At 30.9% G+C, this 15,670-nt stretch carries 15 protein-coding genes, 2 rRNA genes and 1 riboswitch; of the genes, 8 read left to right on the top strand and 9 right to left on the bottom strand.

Features of this window, described 5'->3' with window-relative positions:
• The first annotated feature begins 103 nt into the window (after nucleotides 1-103).
• Complete coding sequence (locus HXZ69_RS14145) at nucleotides 104-385, top strand: hypothetical protein (RefSeq protein ID WP_219035212.1); 282 nt, start codon at nucleotides 104-106, stop codon at nucleotides 383-385.
• 52 nt (nucleotides 386-437) lie between these two features.
• Here HXZ69_RS14145 and HXZ69_RS14140 read toward each other — a convergent pair whose 3' ends face one another.
• A complete protein-coding gene (locus HXZ69_RS14140; RefSeq protein ID WP_286496352.1) occupies nucleotides 438-1,232 on the bottom strand; it encodes an alpha/beta fold hydrolase in 795 nt (264 codons plus the stop codon).
• A 576-nt stretch (nucleotides 1,233-1,808) separates the two neighbouring features.
• Nucleotides 1,809-1,903: riboswitch (SAM-I-IV-variant riboswitch) on the top strand.
• Nucleotides 1,904-1,951: 48 nt separating this feature from the next.
• Between HXZ69_RS14140 and HXZ69_RS14135 the strand changes: the two genes are divergently transcribed.
• The 4 genes from HXZ69_RS14135 (at nucleotide 1,952) to HXZ69_RS14125 (ending at nucleotide 4,808) form a co-directional block, all read left to right on the top strand.
• The gene (locus tag HXZ69_RS14135; RefSeq protein ID WP_286496351.1) at nucleotides 1,952-2,557 is read left to right on the top strand and encodes a hypothetical protein; all 606 of its coding nucleotides are present in this window, start codon (nucleotides 1,952-1,954) and stop codon (nucleotides 2,555-2,557) included.
• Nucleotides 2,558-2,605: 48 nt separating this feature from the next.
• Nucleotides 2,606-3,028, top strand: coding sequence for a PaaI family thioesterase (locus HXZ69_RS14130; protein WP_286484378.1), 423 nt, complete (start codon nucleotides 2,606-2,608; stop codon nucleotides 3,026-3,028).
• A 306-nt stretch (nucleotides 3,029-3,334) separates the two neighbouring features.
• Nucleotides 3,335-3,487 (top strand): VOC family protein, encoded by a 153-nt coding sequence (locus HXZ69_RS15340; protein WP_291072344.1) that lies wholly within the window; start codon nucleotides 3,335-3,337, stop codon nucleotides 3,485-3,487.
• A 406-nt stretch (nucleotides 3,488-3,893) separates the two neighbouring features.
• Nucleotides 3,894-4,808 carry an AEC family transporter gene (locus tag HXZ69_RS14125; RefSeq protein ID WP_286484376.1) on the top strand — a complete coding sequence of 305 codons (915 nt, stop codon included), beginning with the start codon at nucleotides 3,894-3,896 and terminating at the stop codon, nucleotides 4,806-4,808.
• A 113-nt stretch (nucleotides 4,809-4,921) separates the two neighbouring features.
• Here HXZ69_RS14125 and HXZ69_RS14120 read toward each other — a convergent pair whose 3' ends face one another.
• The gene (locus tag HXZ69_RS14120) at nucleotides 4,922-5,668 is read right to left on the bottom strand and encodes a dienelactone hydrolase family protein (RefSeq protein ID WP_286496350.1); all 747 of its coding nucleotides are present in this window, start codon (nucleotides 5,666-5,668) and stop codon (nucleotides 4,922-4,924) included.
• 80 nt (nucleotides 5,669-5,748) lie between these two features.
• Between HXZ69_RS14120 and HXZ69_RS14115 the strand changes: the two genes are divergently transcribed.
• Nucleotides 5,749-6,165: a putative signal transducing protein gene (locus HXZ69_RS14115; protein WP_286496349.1), complete on the top strand. Its 417-nt coding sequence runs from the start codon at nucleotides 5,749-5,751 to the stop codon at nucleotides 6,163-6,165.
• Between the two features lie 58 nt (nucleotides 6,166-6,223).
• Here the strand turns inward: HXZ69_RS14115 and HXZ69_RS14110 are convergent, their stop codons facing one another.
• The 3 genes from HXZ69_RS14110 to HXZ69_RS14100 all read right to left on the bottom strand — a co-directional run bounded on the left by HXZ69_RS14110 (nucleotide 6,224) and on the right by HXZ69_RS14100 (nucleotide 9,320).
• The gene (locus HXZ69_RS14110; RefSeq protein ID WP_286496348.1) at nucleotides 6,224-7,222 is read right to left on the bottom strand and encodes a beta-ketoacyl-ACP synthase III; all 999 of its coding nucleotides are present in this window, start codon (nucleotides 7,220-7,222) and stop codon (nucleotides 6,224-6,226) included.
• A gap of 176 nt (nucleotides 7,223-7,398) precedes the next feature.
• Nucleotides 7,399-8,292 carry a helix-turn-helix domain-containing protein gene (locus HXZ69_RS14105; RefSeq protein ID WP_221856399.1) on the bottom strand — a complete coding sequence of 298 codons (894 nt, stop codon included), beginning with the start codon at nucleotides 8,290-8,292 and terminating at the stop codon, nucleotides 7,399-7,401.
• Between the two features lie 101 nt (nucleotides 8,293-8,393).
• Entirely contained in the window at nucleotides 8,394-9,320 is a 927-nt protein-coding gene (locus HXZ69_RS14100; protein ID WP_286496347.1) for a 2-hydroxyacid dehydrogenase, read from the bottom strand.
• A 141-nt stretch (nucleotides 9,321-9,461) separates the two neighbouring features.
• On the opposite strand from HXZ69_RS14100, the gene HXZ69_RS14095 reads away from it, so the two are divergent.
• A complete protein-coding gene (locus HXZ69_RS14095; RefSeq protein WP_286496346.1) occupies nucleotides 9,462-11,489 on the top strand; it encodes a M3 family metallopeptidase in 2,028 nt (675 codons plus the stop codon).
• 56 nt (nucleotides 11,490-11,545) lie between these two features.
• Here HXZ69_RS14095 and HXZ69_RS14090 read toward each other — a convergent pair whose 3' ends face one another.
• Together HXZ69_RS14090 and HXZ69_RS14085 are read right to left on the bottom strand one after the other, a co-directional pair.
• Nucleotides 11,546-12,889: an ammonium transporter gene (locus tag HXZ69_RS14090; protein WP_286496345.1), complete on the bottom strand. Its 1,344-nt coding sequence runs from the start codon at nucleotides 12,887-12,889 to the stop codon at nucleotides 11,546-11,548.
• A 220-nt stretch (nucleotides 12,890-13,109) separates the two neighbouring features.
• On the bottom strand, nucleotides 13,110-13,634 hold the full coding sequence (locus HXZ69_RS14085) for a GNAT family N-acetyltransferase (protein ID WP_286496343.1): 525 nt from the start codon (nucleotides 13,632-13,634) through the stop codon (nucleotides 13,110-13,112).
• Between the two features lie 737 nt (nucleotides 13,635-14,371).
• Here HXZ69_RS14085 and HXZ69_RS14080 point away from each other — a divergent pair.
• Nucleotides 14,372-14,647 carry a lysylphosphatidylglycerol synthase domain-containing protein gene (locus HXZ69_RS14080; protein WP_291077600.1) on the top strand — a complete coding sequence of 92 codons (276 nt, stop codon included), beginning with the start codon at nucleotides 14,372-14,374 and terminating at the stop codon, nucleotides 14,645-14,647.
• A gap of 762 nt (nucleotides 14,648-15,409) precedes the next feature.
• On the opposite strand, the gene rrf (HXZ69_RS14075) is transcribed toward HXZ69_RS14080, so the two are convergent.
• Nucleotides 15,410-15,517 (bottom strand): 5S ribosomal RNA (gene rrf, locus HXZ69_RS14075).
• A gap of 81 nt (nucleotides 15,518-15,598) precedes the next feature.
• A 5S ribosomal RNA gene (gene rrf / locus HXZ69_RS15400) occupies nucleotides 15,599-15,670 on the bottom strand; the annotation flags it as partial.

Genomic DNA, 15,670 nt, shown 5'->3' with positions numbered 1-15,670 from the left:
TTTGTAATTAAAACAATTTACTGATTTTCAATCAAATGAACAACTTTATTCTTTATTAATCAAAATGCACAACGGGTATTATTTATTAGAAAATCATGAAAATTTGAAAGATTTAAAATACTTATACAAATCTTTCTTTAAATATAAAACTCCTTTAAAATATGGAAAATTAACCCATAACTCAATAAATTGGTATAAGACTCTTATTGATAGTTATGATTCTGACAATTATGATTTAAAATATAATGAAATAGTTAATAAATTAAACAAATTTTATATAACTGCTTCTGGTAATCCAAGAAAATATATTGATAATACTATTGATTTATTTAAAGAATTATTAGACAAAGAAATTATAAATTTAGACAAGAAGACTATTTCTTAATATATTATATAAAATTCACTAAAAAAAAGCTCCCTTGCAGGAGCTTTAGTTTTTATGCAACGTTATTTATATATTCTTTTTCGAGGATACCATCTACTATTTTTTCAACCTTATCGATGTTTGCTTTTAGTAATTCGTTATCTTCTATTTGTTCTATTTCGTGGAACTGCACATGTTTGTTAAACTCTTGCAGTTTGGCGTAATAACGTTTTAATTCTGCTTTGTTGAACAAGTTTCCATTCTTTACATAAATCACATGTATTTTTGATTTGATGTATTGCGAAACTTGCAATATATCGCCTCTATTGCGTGATATATCTATCGAATAGAAAATAGATTTCAGGTATTCGCTTTTAGCTGTTGGCTCTTTTACTAACCAATCTGTTGTTTTAAGACTTGCTGCTATCGGAATAATATTCAGCACCTTATTCGGGAACAAACATGCCATTTCCCACGCTAATCCTCCGCCTAAGTCTGCACCAATAATGGCAAAAATCTCGTCTACTTCCAATTCAAATAACGTCAACCAAAACAACACCGCTACATCGCGTGCTGTAATGTGATCGCGTGGTATATAGTCGTACTTTATGGTTTGGGAAACGCCATTTCCAGGAATATCTATACAGATTACCGTATACTCATTAAGATCAATTGCTTTGTTTTTTCCCATGACCCCATCCCAATGATAGGTACAATCTGAATCTCCGTGTAAGGAATGGTTAATCAAAATGACTGGAGCTGTTCCTAATGGAAGTCCAAAAAGTTGAAATGTTACCGAAACATTGTTTAAGATTGTGTTGTCCTCTAAGGGCCAAACTGGGATCGTTAATTGTTGTAAACTTTGCATTGTTTTTAATTTTATATTGGTAATTGTTGTTTTTGTTCAAAAAAAATCCCCATCGAAACTCGACGGGGAAACCTAAAATATATTAAAAAATAAAATCTCTTTTTAGTATACATGACTTTCCCACGTCTGGATATTCCAAACCTGTTTGCGAATCGACATATATAAGCACGTAAACTTCATTTTTTAATTACTTTGTTACTCAAATGTATAAAATAATTTTCGGCAAACAATTAAATTTATCTTAATTATTTGTAAAATTTTCAAAATCTTGATTTTTAATAGCGAAGTCGTCACCCTAAACTCGTTTCATGGTCGCATCTAATTCAGAACATAAAATTTATAACCACATAGAGAGATAGGTTTAACAATGTTGATGAATAGAGATAAATTGGAAAATGAATAAATGAACTAGTATTACGATGTATCTATATGGTAGAATATAAAAAAACAAATCAAGCAATTATTCAAAACTTTATTATCGAAACAATATCCAATTTAGAATAAAATTCTAAGTGATCATTTTAAAATAAAATTATTAGAAAAGATTACTACATATTCAATTTTTTATGTAGTTTTACACCGTATTTCGAATCGTAGAAAACGATACCAACCGAGAGGAGTCTCCACGGTGGTAAAACAATACGGGAGTTCATCCAAAAACAACGAAAAATCCCCTATTATCGAAATACAATAATTGTTTTATTTTAACTATTTATTGTATGTCACAAAACATTTCTGAGCTTAATTTAGCTCCTATATCAGATGAAAAATTGGTCGATTTTATCAATCAACAATTGCCTATTAAAGTTCCTGCGCTAAAAGATCATATTATTGAAGAATTCAAGAAAAGAGGTTTGGATTATCGCCATCTATACAATGTAAAAACAGATGAATTGAATATCAAACTTCCGCTTAGTTTGATTGATGGTTGCTTGTTCGAGCGTAATATTCCCAAACCGCCTTTGGTAGGTAATTTCTACGCTGTTGTACATAGATTGAGAAACTTTTTGCAACATAGCAAAGAATTGAACGGAAAACGCCTTAAAACGTTTCATTATATCTTCGATCAACTTTATTTACCTTATGAATTGATTGATATTATTTCGGAAGATGATGTCAAAAATCTAACTGAAGATGATGTATTTATTACCTTCAAAAACTCGAAACAACATTTCCCGAACAATAAGATTATCAATAAAATTCCGAAAAATAATTTATTGATTACTGTTGACAAAGGGAATTATTACCGCGGTTTGGATAAAGTAATTTTGTCACATCAAAATACGATTATCAAAGAAGAAAACTTGAATAACGTAACTGCATAACTGAAATTGCTTTCGACAAATCTCTATATTTGTTGAAAGCAATTTTATATGACGCCAGAAAAAAGAGAATTAGTAGAGGTAAGTTTTAATCGTTCAGAAACCTTAAAATTTTATAACGCATCACTTATCGAATGCGAAACGGACTATGTTTCGATTAAGATTCCAAAACAAGAAATGATGACACGTAAGCACGGAATGTTTAATGGTGCTATGATTGCTTCTTTGGTTGATGTTTCATCTGGTTATGCTGCTGTTTCTCACTATGACGACGATTGTTATGTGGTAACAGTTGAGTTAAAGGTGAATTATTTACGACCTGCTTTGGGTGATTATTTACTATCAAAAGCCTATGTGATAAAAGGCGGAAAAAAGATAAGCACCATACGCACAGAGATTTTTGTGGTTGACGAAACGACGAACAAAGAAACGCATGTGGCTACTTCTTTGGTGACTATGATGAGAATAAAATAAAGATATAATTTGTCTCAACTTTTGAATAAATGACCACATAGAGACATAGAAATAGATGTTTATTTTGATATAGAAATCAGTAGTATAATTCTACCTTTTTTATATGAAAAAACCGTCATTTCGAGTGAAATTCTGTAAGAATTTTGTGTCAAGAAAAAGGTTTTTTGAAAGAAAAGAATAATAACTAATTGAAGGAAATAATTTACTTATAGCGCAATTAATTAAATCAATTCGTCTTGATGTTTTCTTCTGTTTAGTTGGTTTACTTTTATAAAAAATCGCAGAATGAAAATATAAGAATTACAATTGTTTACAAATGATTTAGAAAAAACGAAATCATTTTATACAACTATTCTAGCTTTTGAGTTAATTGAAGAAACCGATAATCAGTTTAGTTTACAAGTTGGTTGGACAAGATTAACTTTTGTAAAACGAATGAAGAATATATTTAGCTTATGAGAACTAAGCAGAATTTGATCAACATTCTATTTTTGGAATTTCTGAAATTGGTTTACCTACAACTTATATTGAAGCAACTAATCATATATTATAATAGAAAACAACATCTAAATTCTGAAAAGGAGATTTTGATACTTTTGGTACTAATGGCTCAGATGAAGGGAAAATATTATTACTAAATTATTTTATTAAAACAACTTAGTTTCCTACAACTGATACAATAATTCCTGCTCCATTTACAGCTATTTTGGAAAATGAAAATCATTATTCAAAAGTAATTTTAGATAATAATAAATTAAATATATCTAATCTTGCCATTTTATAAAAAATAAGCATTGAATAAAAAGTGATATCTTTAGGGTAAAAAAAAATGGGATTGTAACTTTGCATTCTAAATATCTAAAAAATGGTAAATTTTATATTAATCGCAGTCTGCATAATCGCCGGAATGGTGTTTAAAGCAACAAAATCTATACATCCTGATGCACATAAAGGGATCAATACATGGATTTTATATTTAGCTTTACCAGCAGTCTCGTTTAAGTATTTACCAAAAGTAGAATGGTCGCAAGAAATGCTATTCCCTATCTTTTCGACTGTCATTATTGCCGTTGGAAGTTTATTTTACATGAAATTCTACAGCAAAGCAAAAGGCTATTCGGAGCGTTCGAGAAGAACATTGGAATTGGCAAGCGGCTATAGCAATACCTCTTTTATTGGTTTCCCTTTGATCTCAGCATTTTATGGAGAAAAATATTTAAGTATTGCGATTATTTGTGATCAAACCATGTTTTTGTGCTTATCAACCATCGGAATAGTTTCTGCATTAAAAGGAGGAAGTAATGGATCTGGAGCAATAGATTCTAAATTTATCTTGAAACGATTATTTACTTTCCCTCCATTTTTGGGTTGTATTAGTGCATTGATTTTATCTCAATTTATCGACTTATCTCCTGCCGAACCATTCTTCGATAAATTAGCTGCAACTGTAGGTCCGTTGGCTTTATTTTCAGTTGGACTGCAATTAAAGTTTAATGGTTGGAGAAAATTATGGTCACAAATTTCGATGTCTATGGTTTACAAATTAATGATAGCGCCTGCAGTTGTAATGCTTTTAGCCATCGTAATTGGGATAAAAGGTGATGTGGCTAAAATCTCTATTTTTGAAGCTGCAATGCCTACATTAGTAACATCGAGTATTATTGCGGAACAATTTAAACTCAACACCAAACTAACCAATTTGATTATTGGAATCAGTATTATTATAGGCTTTTTTACAGCTGCTTTTTGGTATGAAATGATACAGTTGTTTATTCAGTAGATTTCTTATTATGTTTTTTTTAAAATTGTATCGAGAATTAAGATGAATTTTATCTTCTAAAACCTTATTCTCGATACAAAATTCTAAAAATAATTTCACTCGAATTAATGGTTTTATTTCAATACTTCTTTTAAAAACAATAATGTATGTTGCCACGCTCTATCTGCCATTACTTTATTGTAATCTGGTGATTCTGGATTGGTAAATGTATGTTTTGAATTTGCGTAAGTAATCATTTGCCAATCTGTTTTTCCTTCGTTCATTTCAAGTACCAAATTCGAAATATCTTCAGGTTTTACAGATTCGTCATCAGCTGGATGTTCTACTAAAACTTTTGTTTTAAGAGGGATATTTTTTCGAGCCAAATCTTTTGCTAATCCACCATGAATAGAAACAACGCCAACAATAGGTAATTGCGCACGAGCAGCTTCTAATGCGCCTGTTCCTCCAAAACAATAACCAATTACAGCAATTTTGCTTGGATCTGCACCAGCTTTGATTAACTCTTTCAACGCCAAATCAATTCGTTTTTGATAAGCTGCAAAATCAGACTTGTATTTTCCTGCTATTTTAGCCGCTTCCGCATTATCTTTCGGATTGCTTCCTTCTCCATAAATATCTGCAACAAACGCAATATAACCTTCTTTTGCTAAATCTATTGCAGCTTGTTTTGCTTCGTTATCAGCTCCTTTCCAAGCAGGTAAAATCAAAACTCCTGGACTTTTCTTTGTTGTATTATCGGTTACTAAACCATTCAATTTTTGTAAGCCATCTTTGTAAGCAACTTGTTTTAGGTTTTGCGCATGTGTCGTATTCATCATCAATACAATTAAAAATAAACATTGAATTACATTTTTCATCTACTAAAAAATTTAAAACATTAAGATAAAAAGAACTAATTTTATATCGGATATTGAATTGAATTTTTAACACAATTAGTATGGAACTTATTACATTAAAAACATTTGAAAGCCCTATTGAAGCACATATTTTACGTTCAAAATTAGAGAGTGAACAAATTGATGCTTTTGTTATTGATGAACATTCGGTTGGGATGAATCAGTTTTTGTCGAATGCCATTGGTGGCGTGAAAGTAAAAATTAAGAAAGAAGATACTGATCGTGCTATGAAAGTTTTAGAAGAAATTGATACTTCAAATTATACCAATGATTTGGATGAAATTCTTGTTTGCCCTAAGTGTGAAAGTAATGAGTATTACAGCAATTACAAGTCAATGAAAGGTGGAAAAGGTTTACTTTCTTTATTATCTTCTATCATATTTTGGGTTTACCCAATTTACTACAAAAACGTGTTCAAATGCAAGAAGTGTGGTGAAGAATTTAATAGTTTACAATAAAAAAAGAACGACAATTTCTTGCCGTTCTTTATGAACAAAAATATATGATTTTTATTGATTAAATTGTCCAACGCAATAAGCTTGCTCCCCAAGAGAAACCTGCTCCAAAGGCTGTCAACATCAATAAATCTCCTTTCTTTAATTTTGATGCATTTTCCCAAATACATAACGGAATTGTCGCTGCAATTGTGTTTCCGTAATTCTCAATATTGATTAAAGTTTTACCTTCTTCAATATTAATTTCATTACCAACAGCGTCAATAATTCGTTTATTCGCTTGATGCGGAACCAACCAATTTACATCTTCTACAGAAAAATCATTGCGTTTCAAAACATTGACACACGTATCACTCATTGATTGAATTGCATTTTTGAATACAATTTTTCCATCTTGTCTAATGTAACGCTTCTCATCAACCAACAACTGTGAACTCGCTGGATACAAAGAACCACCTCCTTCTATATTCAAGAATTCTTTTCCAGTTCCATTACTCTGTAACAAAGCATCCAAAATTCCTTCTTCATTTGTAGGCTCTAACCAAACTACTCCAGCTCCATCTCCAAACAAAATATTTGTCGAACGATCTTTGATGTCTACATACGCACTAATTTTATCAGCACCAATGACCAAAACATTTTTGTAACGTTTGCTTTCAACCAATGAAGCACCCATGTCCAACGCGTATAAAAATCCAGAACAAGCTGCATTCATATCAAATGCCCAAACATTCTCTATTCCTAACTTTTCGCACACAATATTCGCAGTAGCAGGCATCAACATATCTGGTGTAGAAGTCGCAACAATCAACGCATCAACATCTTTGATGTCTTTTTTGTATGTATCAATTAAATTCTGAATTGCACTAACCGCCATATCAGAAGTCGCTAAACCTTCCTCTAAAATACGACGTTCTTTAATTCCCGTTCTTTTTACAATCCATTCATCAGAAGTGTCTGTAATCTTTTCTAAATCGAAATTAGTTCGTTTATTCTCTGGCACATAACCACCGATTGCTGAAATATGTGCAAATATTTTTTTTGTAAAATCTACCACCATAAAATTCTTTTCATTCAAATTTCATGTATCGATTATCTACTAAAAGACGCATCAATTAAAATTTGAGCAACAAAGGTCTATCCATTTTAACAAATTAGTTAGCAAAATAAACGTAATAATATGTCAGAAAGACGTTTTTAGAAAGTTTTCACATTTACATTGATTTACATCAATTATTAATTAGAAGCTATGAAAGTTCTTGGAGAAACACCGGCATAATTTTTGAAAAATTTACTAAAAACTGAGGTATCTATAAAATTTAATTCTGTCACAACATCAGAAACACTATTTTTTGGGTTCTTTAGCAAGACTTTTGCCTCTAATACAATGGCTTCAGCAATGATTTGTTTGGGTGATTTATTAAAGACTTCGACAATAATTTTAGTCAAATGTTTACGACTAATAAACATTTCATCTGCATAAAATTGTACATTACGCTGACGACGAAAATGAGTTGAAACTAAATACAAAAACTGCTTAGCCAATTCCTCCTTTCTGACTTCTTTCGTTGTACTTTTTGCCGTTACAGCTTGGTTGTAGTAATTTCCCATCTCATACATCAACACTGAAAAGTGATGTAAAACCAAATCTTTTGCAAAGATATTTTCATTCTTGATGGTATATTTACTAATCTTATTCAGATTGTAGCGCATATCACGTACAATCTTTTTATCTAAAGAAATGATTTTAGGATATTTGGACGATAAAAATTCTACTAAATTATTGGATTTCACGTGAAAACCAGCTTCAATAATCAGATCTGAATCAATGAAGATTGCTTGAACAGCAAAATCAGCCGAATGCTCTATAATCTCGAACAACTGACCTGGAAGAACCACAATAATATCGTCACGTTTGATTAATGTTGGTTCTAAATTCACCGTGATTTCACATGTTCCTGCTGTGATTAAAATCAACCCAAGCGACGTAAACTTATAAGGTTTTCGTTTTACAAAATAATAATTGTTCTCAGGACCTACGTCAAAGATTGCTAACCGACGATCAGTTGCTTCTTCTTTGTAAGTTCTTAAAATATTATCAATTGAATAAAGTTGAATATAATCACTCATTTTTAGCTTTTATTTTTTCAAATACAATGTTAAAAGATTTTTTTGACAAGTAAAAACATAAATGCGTCTTTTTAACAAAATCTTACGTCATTTTGGTATATCTAATAACCTCTTTCTAATGAAACTTCATTCAATAAAGCTTCGTTATTTTTCATTCTGTTATAGTTATCTGCAACTTGTTTTAGAGCAGTTGTTGCATTTGTAACACTCGCAATATGAGGTGTTACATAAATATTTTCATTCGTCCAAAAAGGGTGATTTTCAGGTAAAGGTTCTTCTACAAAAACATCTAAATAAGCCTCTTTTATTTGTTTTTCTTCGATTGCAATTAATAAATCCTTTTCGACCAAATGTGCTCCACGACCAACATTCACCAAAACTGTATGATCTGAACATTCTTTAAAAAAGTCTTTATTCAAAATACCTTCTGTATCATCTGTCAAAGGCAAAATATTGACAATAAAATTAGTTTTAGAAATCGCAGCATTCAAGCCTTCTTTTCCAGAAAAAGATTCTACTCCATTTATATTTTTTGGCGAATTCGACCAACCTTTGACTTGAAAACCTAACGCAACAAATTGCTCTGCTACTAACTTTCCGATTTCACCTAATCCTAAAATAGTAATAGTTGTTTCCTTGATATTTTGATAAGTAGTAGGCTTCCACTCTTTACGAACTTGATCTTTATAATACGTCAATAGATTTTTCATTGAAGTCATAACACAAGCCAAAACATGCTCAAACATTTCTTGCTTCAAAGCAGGATCAACAATACGTGTTACCTTTATTGAATCTGGAATTTTGGTATGCAACAAATGGTCAATTCCTGCTCCAACTGATTGTACAACTTTTAGATTTGGAAATTCAGTCACATAATTTTTGTGCGGTTTCCAAGTTGCAATAAATTCTACATCTTTTGGATTTGAGATATTTGGATAAACTTCAACTTTCGTATCTGGCAACAATTCTTGTAAATTTCTTTGCCATTCTTCTGTTGGTTTTTGATTGAATATTAAGGCTACACTCATAATTGTTTACTTTTAAAACAAATGTAAATAACTCTAAATTAATCACACATTAAATTTGACGATTTGTCAGATTTCTTACATTTGGATTAGAATTTGAAAGAGTTCAAACAAATATATTTTAACTAAAAAAATACACCATAAATGGCAAATCCGTTATTAGAAAAATTTGAAACACCTTTTGAAAGTGCTCCTTTTTCTAAAATCAAAATTGAAGATTACAAACCTGCTTTTATCCAAGCAATTGAAGAAGCAAAAGCAGAAATAGATGCAATTACTGCGAATCCTGAAGCGCCAAATTTTGCAAATACAATTGAAGCAATGGAACTTTCGGGTGAAAAATTAGGACGTATTTCTTCTATTTTCTTCAACCTTAATTCTGCTGAAACGAATGATGAAATTCAAGAAATTGCGCAAGAAGTTTCCCCTTTATTATCTGAATTTGGAAATGATGTTCGCTTAAATCAAGATTTATTTGAACGAATTAAAGTCGTTTATAATCAAAAGGATTCGTTGAATTTAACAGATGAACAAGCTTATTTATTAGAAAAAAAATACAAAGGTTTTTCAAGAAATGGGGCAAATTTGAACGAAGAAGACAAAAATAAATTACGCGAAATAGACAAGCAATTGGCTATGCTTTCTTTGCAATTTGGACAAAATGTTTTGGCTGAAACTAATGCATACGAATTGATTATCACAGATGAAAATGATTTAAAAGGTTTGCCTCAATATGCTATTGATCAAGCAAAAGCTGATGCTGAACAAAAAAATCACGAAGGTTGGTTGATTACGTTACAAGCACCAAGCTATATTCCGTTTATGCAATACGCAGAAAATCGTGAATTAAGAGAAAAATTGTTTAGAGCAAATGGAGTAAAAGCCTATCAAAATAATGAATTTAACAACGAAGAAAATGTCAAAAATATCGTAAAACTTCGTCACGAACGTGCTAAAATATTAGGTTATAAAACGCATGCTGATTATGTTTTGGAAGAACGTATGGCAAAAACACCAACGACTGTTTTAGATTTCTTGAATGATTTATTAACGAAAGCAAAACCGTTTGCAGAAAAAGAAATTGAGGAATTAACTGCATTTGCAAAAGAAACTGATGGGATTGAAACATTGCAACGTTGGGATCATGCGTATTATGCTGAAAAATTAAAACAGAAAAAATTCAGTCTTTCTGACGAAGAATTGAAACCTTATTTTCAGTTAGAAAATGTGATTCAAGGAGCTTTTGATGTCGCAACAAAATTGTATGGAATTACATTTAAAGAAATTCATAAAATTGATAAATACAACGATGAAGTAACAACTTATGAAGTTCTAGATAAAAATGGTGCGTTCTTAAGTTTATTGTATGCAGACTTTTTCCCGCGCGCAGGAAAACGCCCTGGTGCTTGGATGACAAGTTATAGAGATGCTTCTAATGTGAATGGAAACACCAAACGTCCGCACATTTCGATTGTTTGTAATTTTACAAAACCAACGAAAGACACGCCGTCATTATTGACATTTCAGGAAGTGACAACATTGTTCCACGAATTTGGACATGCGCTACACGGAATGTTACCAAATACAACGTACGAAAGTCTTTCTGGAACAAATGTTTATTGGGATTTTGTTGAATTACCCTCTCAATTTTACGAAAACTTTTGTTACGAACCAGAAGCTTTAAAATTATTTGCAAAACATTATCAAACAGGAGAAATTATTCCGCAAGAATTAATTGAAAAAGTAAAAGCTTCTTCAAGTTTTATGGAAGGTTATCAAACTGTTCGTCAATTGAGTTTTGGATTATTGGATATGGCTTATCATGCGAATGATTTGGCTGAAATTAATGATTTACAACAATTTGAAAAAGAAACTTTTAAACGAACAGAGTTGTATCCAGAAATTGATAAAAATATGATGAGTACATCCTTCTCACATATTTTTCAAGGTGGATATTCATCTGGTTATTATTCATATAAATGGGCCGAAGTTTTGGATGCAGATGCCTTTGCATTTTTCCAAGAAACTGGAATTTTCAATCCAGAAAAAGCTCAAAAATTCTATAAACTTTTATCATCTGGTGGAACTGTAGAACCGATGAAACTGTACGAAGAATTTAGAGGTCATAAACCAACAGCAGACGCTTTGTTAAAGCGCGCTGGATTAATATAAACTGAAAATCCGACTACTTAAAAGTAGTCGGATTTTTTTATAATACTATTGTTTACTTAATGCAAACTTTCTTCGTGTTGCGACAAATCTAAGCCTTCGAACTCCGCTCTATCACTCACGCGTAAGTGAATCATTTTATCCGTAATATAAAATAAAGCAATCGCACCTAAAAAAGTAAATAACGAAACGAGCAACAAAGCAATCATATGATGTGCAAACACATATACCCCGCCATGTAATAAGCTTGCATTTTCTCCATGTGCAAAAATAGCTGTCAAAATCATTCCCATGATTCCTCCGACTCCATGACATGCAAAAACATCTAGAGTATCGTCAACTCTTTTTAACACTTTCCAATGAACCATTACATTTGAGACAATAGCTGTTATAAAGCCAAAAAATATACTTTCAGGAATTGTAACAAACCCACAAGCTGGAGTGATTGCTACTAATCCAACTACAGCCCCTATACACGCTCCCATAGCAGTAACGCTGCGACCATTAATTCTATCAAAAAGTATCCATGTCATCATTCCAGAAGCAGAAGCAATTGTTGTTGTTCCGAAAGCTAGTGCTGCTGTGGCATTTGCTCCCAAAGCTGAACCAGCATTGAAACCAAACCATCCGAACCATAACATTCCTGTTCCGAGCATAACAAATGGAATATTTGCAGGTTTGTGTTCTCTGTTTTTACGTTTACCTATCACCAAAGCACCTGCCAATGCTGCAAATCCAGCACTCATATGAACAACAGTTCCTCCAGCGAAATCTTTTACTCCAAAATATTTATTCAATAAACCTTCTGGATGCCAAACCATATGACAAAGCGGTGTGTAAATGATTAAGCTAAATAAAATCATAAACAATAAATATGAAATGAAACGTACTCTTTCAGCAAAAGAACCAGTTACAAGCGCTGGTGTAATGACTGCAAATTTCATTTGAAACAATGCAAATAAGACAAATGGAATTGTAGATGCCATGTCTTTATGTGGAAATGCTCCAACATGACTAAAAAATGGGTAACTTAAAGGATTACCAATAATTCCGTAATGTTCTCCATTTATTGTAAAACCAATTGATTCACCAAAAGACAGTGAAAACCCAACTACAACCCACAAAATCGAAATCACACCTAAGGCAATAAAACTTTGCAACATGGTAGAAATAACATTTCGTTTCCCCACCATTCCTCCATAAAAAAATGATAAACCTGGCGTCATCAATAACACCAATCCTGCAGCTGCTAAAATCCAGGCGACATCTGAATTTACAATATTTTCTTCGCTAAGGAATTCTCCTGTATTTGGAATATCTACAACTGGTTTCCAAAATAATCCAGCGAATGCAACTAGCGTTATAATTGCAAAAGCTACTTTCCATTTTAATCCGACTTTCATAAGTTTTTAATTTTAACCCTATCAAAATTAGATTATTTTTAAATAAAATCATTTATTTTCAATTACACCCTATAAAAATTAGGGGTTAAAATATTAATTTTACATTTTAAACATAATTATCCTATGTAAATTCATAAAAAAAGATTCCTTTTTTGGAATCTTTTTATCATTTTATCAATTTGATTATTTAGTTTTTCTAAATTCTATCTGAAATCTTCAATTATGTTAAATCCTGAATAATTTTTTGAAAAGCTTTTCTTGGACTTCCATCATAATAAACTTCTCCACAATAATGATAACCTAACTTTTCAAAAACACGCAACATTCCAATATTATCAAAGTTGGTATCAACTTTTATAGTATGTATGTTTTTTGAAATTGCAACCTTCTCGATTTCGGTCATTGCCCAAGTTCCCAAACCTTTCATCTTAACATCTTGTGCAACAGCCAATCGATGTATGACAATATATAGATCATCATTCAGCCATTTTCCTTCAATTGCTGTATAAGCAGGTTCTATCTCATCAATAATTGCAACATATCCAATGATTAGATTATTATCATTCTCAATTATATAACCAAAACCATTTGAGATATCATTTTTTACAACGTCTAGATTTGGATAACCATTTTGCCATTGATTACTTCCCTCCTCTTTTCTTTTCTCAACTGCTTGTTGCAAAATTTCCCAAATTCTATCTGCATCATTCAAAATAGCTTGACGTATATTTAATCCAGTCTCCATATCTTATTTTTATTTTCAATATAGGAGATTTTCAAGTTAATCATAAATTTTTATTTTTAATTTTTCCCTAAATTGATAAAACTTATCAATGTCATACCAAAATTAAATTTCCACAAACTATAAAAAATGTAAAAAAATCTTGGCAACAAGTTATAGCAAGACTTATTATATTGAACATTTGTATATTTCAAAAGCAAATGAAAAGAAATGATGCAAATTATTCCAAGTAACCAGAGTGCAGCCTTTTTTGTTATTAATCGGTTTCGTGATTACTCTTCTCTATATTTCATTACAAATTGTAATGTATATCACATGTTTCAAAGCAGATGGTTTACCTTTTAAACTTTAGCGCACATTCAATCTATAACTCAAACGAAATTTTATCATTGTTTTTTTACTAGCGGGCGGAATTAGTTTTTTAGCTTATCTACACAAACAAATAAAAAAACAACAATTTGAAACAAATAAATTTAGGCAAGTTCTATTTATGGTTTTATTTGATTATTAACGGTTTTCAACATAGGTATATCCATCATTATTTATAGTATTTTCGTCAACAAATATTTTAATGATTTGTAGATATCATTAGTTATTTTGGGCATAATTTTAATTCTGGTTTATTTCTTTTACAGCTCATTTAAAAACAAAAAACAAATTCAATCAAATTATAGAGAATAAATTTCCAAAAATTGTAAAGAAATCAATCCAATTTTTGAAGCTTCTTTGGACAAAAAAATATAAATCTCACGATTCTAATTTCAACAATCATCGAAATTACTGGGATATTACATGTTTATTTTACAATGTTAGCGTTAGGTATTCGACCCATTTTTGATGCATTAGCTTTAGCTTATACGATTTCTGTTTTATTGATGATTATTCCGAAGTTTTTGAGAGGTTTGGGCGCTGTAGAATTTACTATGATGTATATTTTAACACAATTTGGTTATTATCATTACCAAAGATTAGTTACAAATTTATTGTACCGCGTTTTGAATTTTGACTGGCTTTAGGTTTTGGATGTTTGAGTTTTATATGGGTTGGAAGAAAAGTATTTACTCGAATTTTTTCCTGCTGTTATGATTTTTAAATTAGGAATGATTAATATAAATTTCAGTCATCACTTCTCCTCTTGCAGAAGGTTTACATTTTCAAAAATTATTTTTAACAACCGAATTTATGCATCTTTCAAAATTGATGATGCTATTTGTTGGAATTGCTTTATTGATTACTTATGTTATATCAACAAAGGATTAAAATCTGCATGGAATTTTGCTTAAATATTTGCAATACTATCATTTTTGGAAATATATTAGAAGCATTGGAGTAGAAGAAGATGGATTCGCATTTTTGACTATCTTTTTGTTAATTTAAAGCACAAAACAATACCCATTGAAAACAAATTGGGAAGTTTAATCAAAATCAAACAATGCGTAATTTCAAGGAAAAATTCACCAATTATTGGATCAATAAATACATATTTCTTTGAATGGTAATTATCACTTTGACCGAAATTATCAAAAGTAATTGAGAATATTACTAATCAAATAAAGTTAAATTAGAAAATATTGATTTACATAGTTACATCTTGTGAGATTCCGAACTATATTTTTTTTTAAATTTTCAAAAACTTGTTTTAACTTCTTAATTAATTATCCATAAAATAAGAATGAAACTAAATCGTAATATTTAGTTGAATGATTAAAAATTATCATAATACTTTCTGTATAAAATATAAAAAAACCTCAAGAAATAAATCTTGAGATTTAAATAAAAACTGGCAATGACCTACTCTCCCGCAATAGCAGTACCATCGGCACTGAAAGGCTTAACTTCTCTGTTCGGAATGGGAAGAGGTGAGCCCTTTCGTAATAATCACCCTAATATTTTTGTATTTTTAATCAGGTTTACATCCTAATCATTCGATAAAAAGCCTCAAGAATAATCTTGAGGCTTTTGATAAAAACTGGCGACGACCTACTCTCCCGTAAGTAACAGTACCATCGGCGCAGGCAGGCTTAACTTCTCTGTTCGGA

Origin of the sequence: Empedobacter sp. R132-2 (assembly GCF_030324375.1) — a bacterium.
Classification (GTDB): Bacteria; Bacteroidota; Bacteroidia; order Flavobacteriales; family Weeksellaceae; genus Empedobacter; species Empedobacter falsenii_B.
This window is presented reverse-complemented; position numbering and strand designations above follow the sequence as displayed.

Excerpts from the sequence above, each read along its gene's own strand:
- HXZ69_RS14125 (WP_286484376.1), top strand. The coding sequence starts at position 3,894 with ATGGTAAATTTTATATTAATCGCAGTCTGCATAATCGCCGGAATGGTG.
- HXZ69_RS14130 (WP_286484378.1), top strand. The coding sequence starts at position 2,606 with ATGACGCCAGAAAAAAGAGAATTAGTAGAGGTAAGTTTTAATCGTTCA.
- HXZ69_RS14090 (WP_286496345.1), bottom strand. The coding sequence starts at position 12,889 with ATGAAAGTCGGATTAAAATGGAAAGTAGCTTTTGCAATTATAACGCTA.
- HXZ69_RS14105 (WP_221856399.1), bottom strand. The coding sequence starts at position 8,292 with ATGAGTGATTATATTCAACTTTATTCAATTGATAATATTTTAAGAACT.
- HXZ69_RS14095 (WP_286496346.1), top strand. The coding sequence starts at position 9,462 with ATGGCAAATCCGTTATTAGAAAAATTTGAAACACCTTTTGAAAGTGCT.
- HXZ69_RS14110 (WP_286496348.1), bottom strand. The coding sequence starts at position 7,222 with ATGGTGGTAGATTTTACAAAAAAAATATTTGCACATATTTCAGCAATC.
- HXZ69_RS14115 (WP_286496349.1), top strand. The coding sequence starts at position 5,749 with ATGGAACTTATTACATTAAAAACATTTGAAAGCCCTATTGAAGCACAT.
- HXZ69_RS14135 (WP_286496351.1), top strand. The coding sequence starts at position 1,952 with ATGTCACAAAACATTTCTGAGCTTAATTTAGCTCCTATATCAGATGAA.
- HXZ69_RS14120 (WP_286496350.1), bottom strand. The coding sequence starts at position 5,668 with ATGAAAAATGTAATTCAATGTTTATTTTTAATTGTATTGATGATGAAT.
- HXZ69_RS14100 (WP_286496347.1), bottom strand. The coding sequence starts at position 9,320 with ATGAGTGTAGCCTTAATATTCAATCAAAAACCAACAGAAGAATGGCAA.
- HXZ69_RS14140 (WP_286496352.1), bottom strand. The coding sequence starts at position 1,232 with ATGCAAAGTTTACAACAATTAACGATCCCAGTTTGGCCCTTAGAGGAC.
- HXZ69_RS14085 (WP_286496343.1), bottom strand. The coding sequence starts at position 13,634 with ATGGAGACTGGATTAAATATACGTCAAGCTATTTTGAATGATGCAGAT.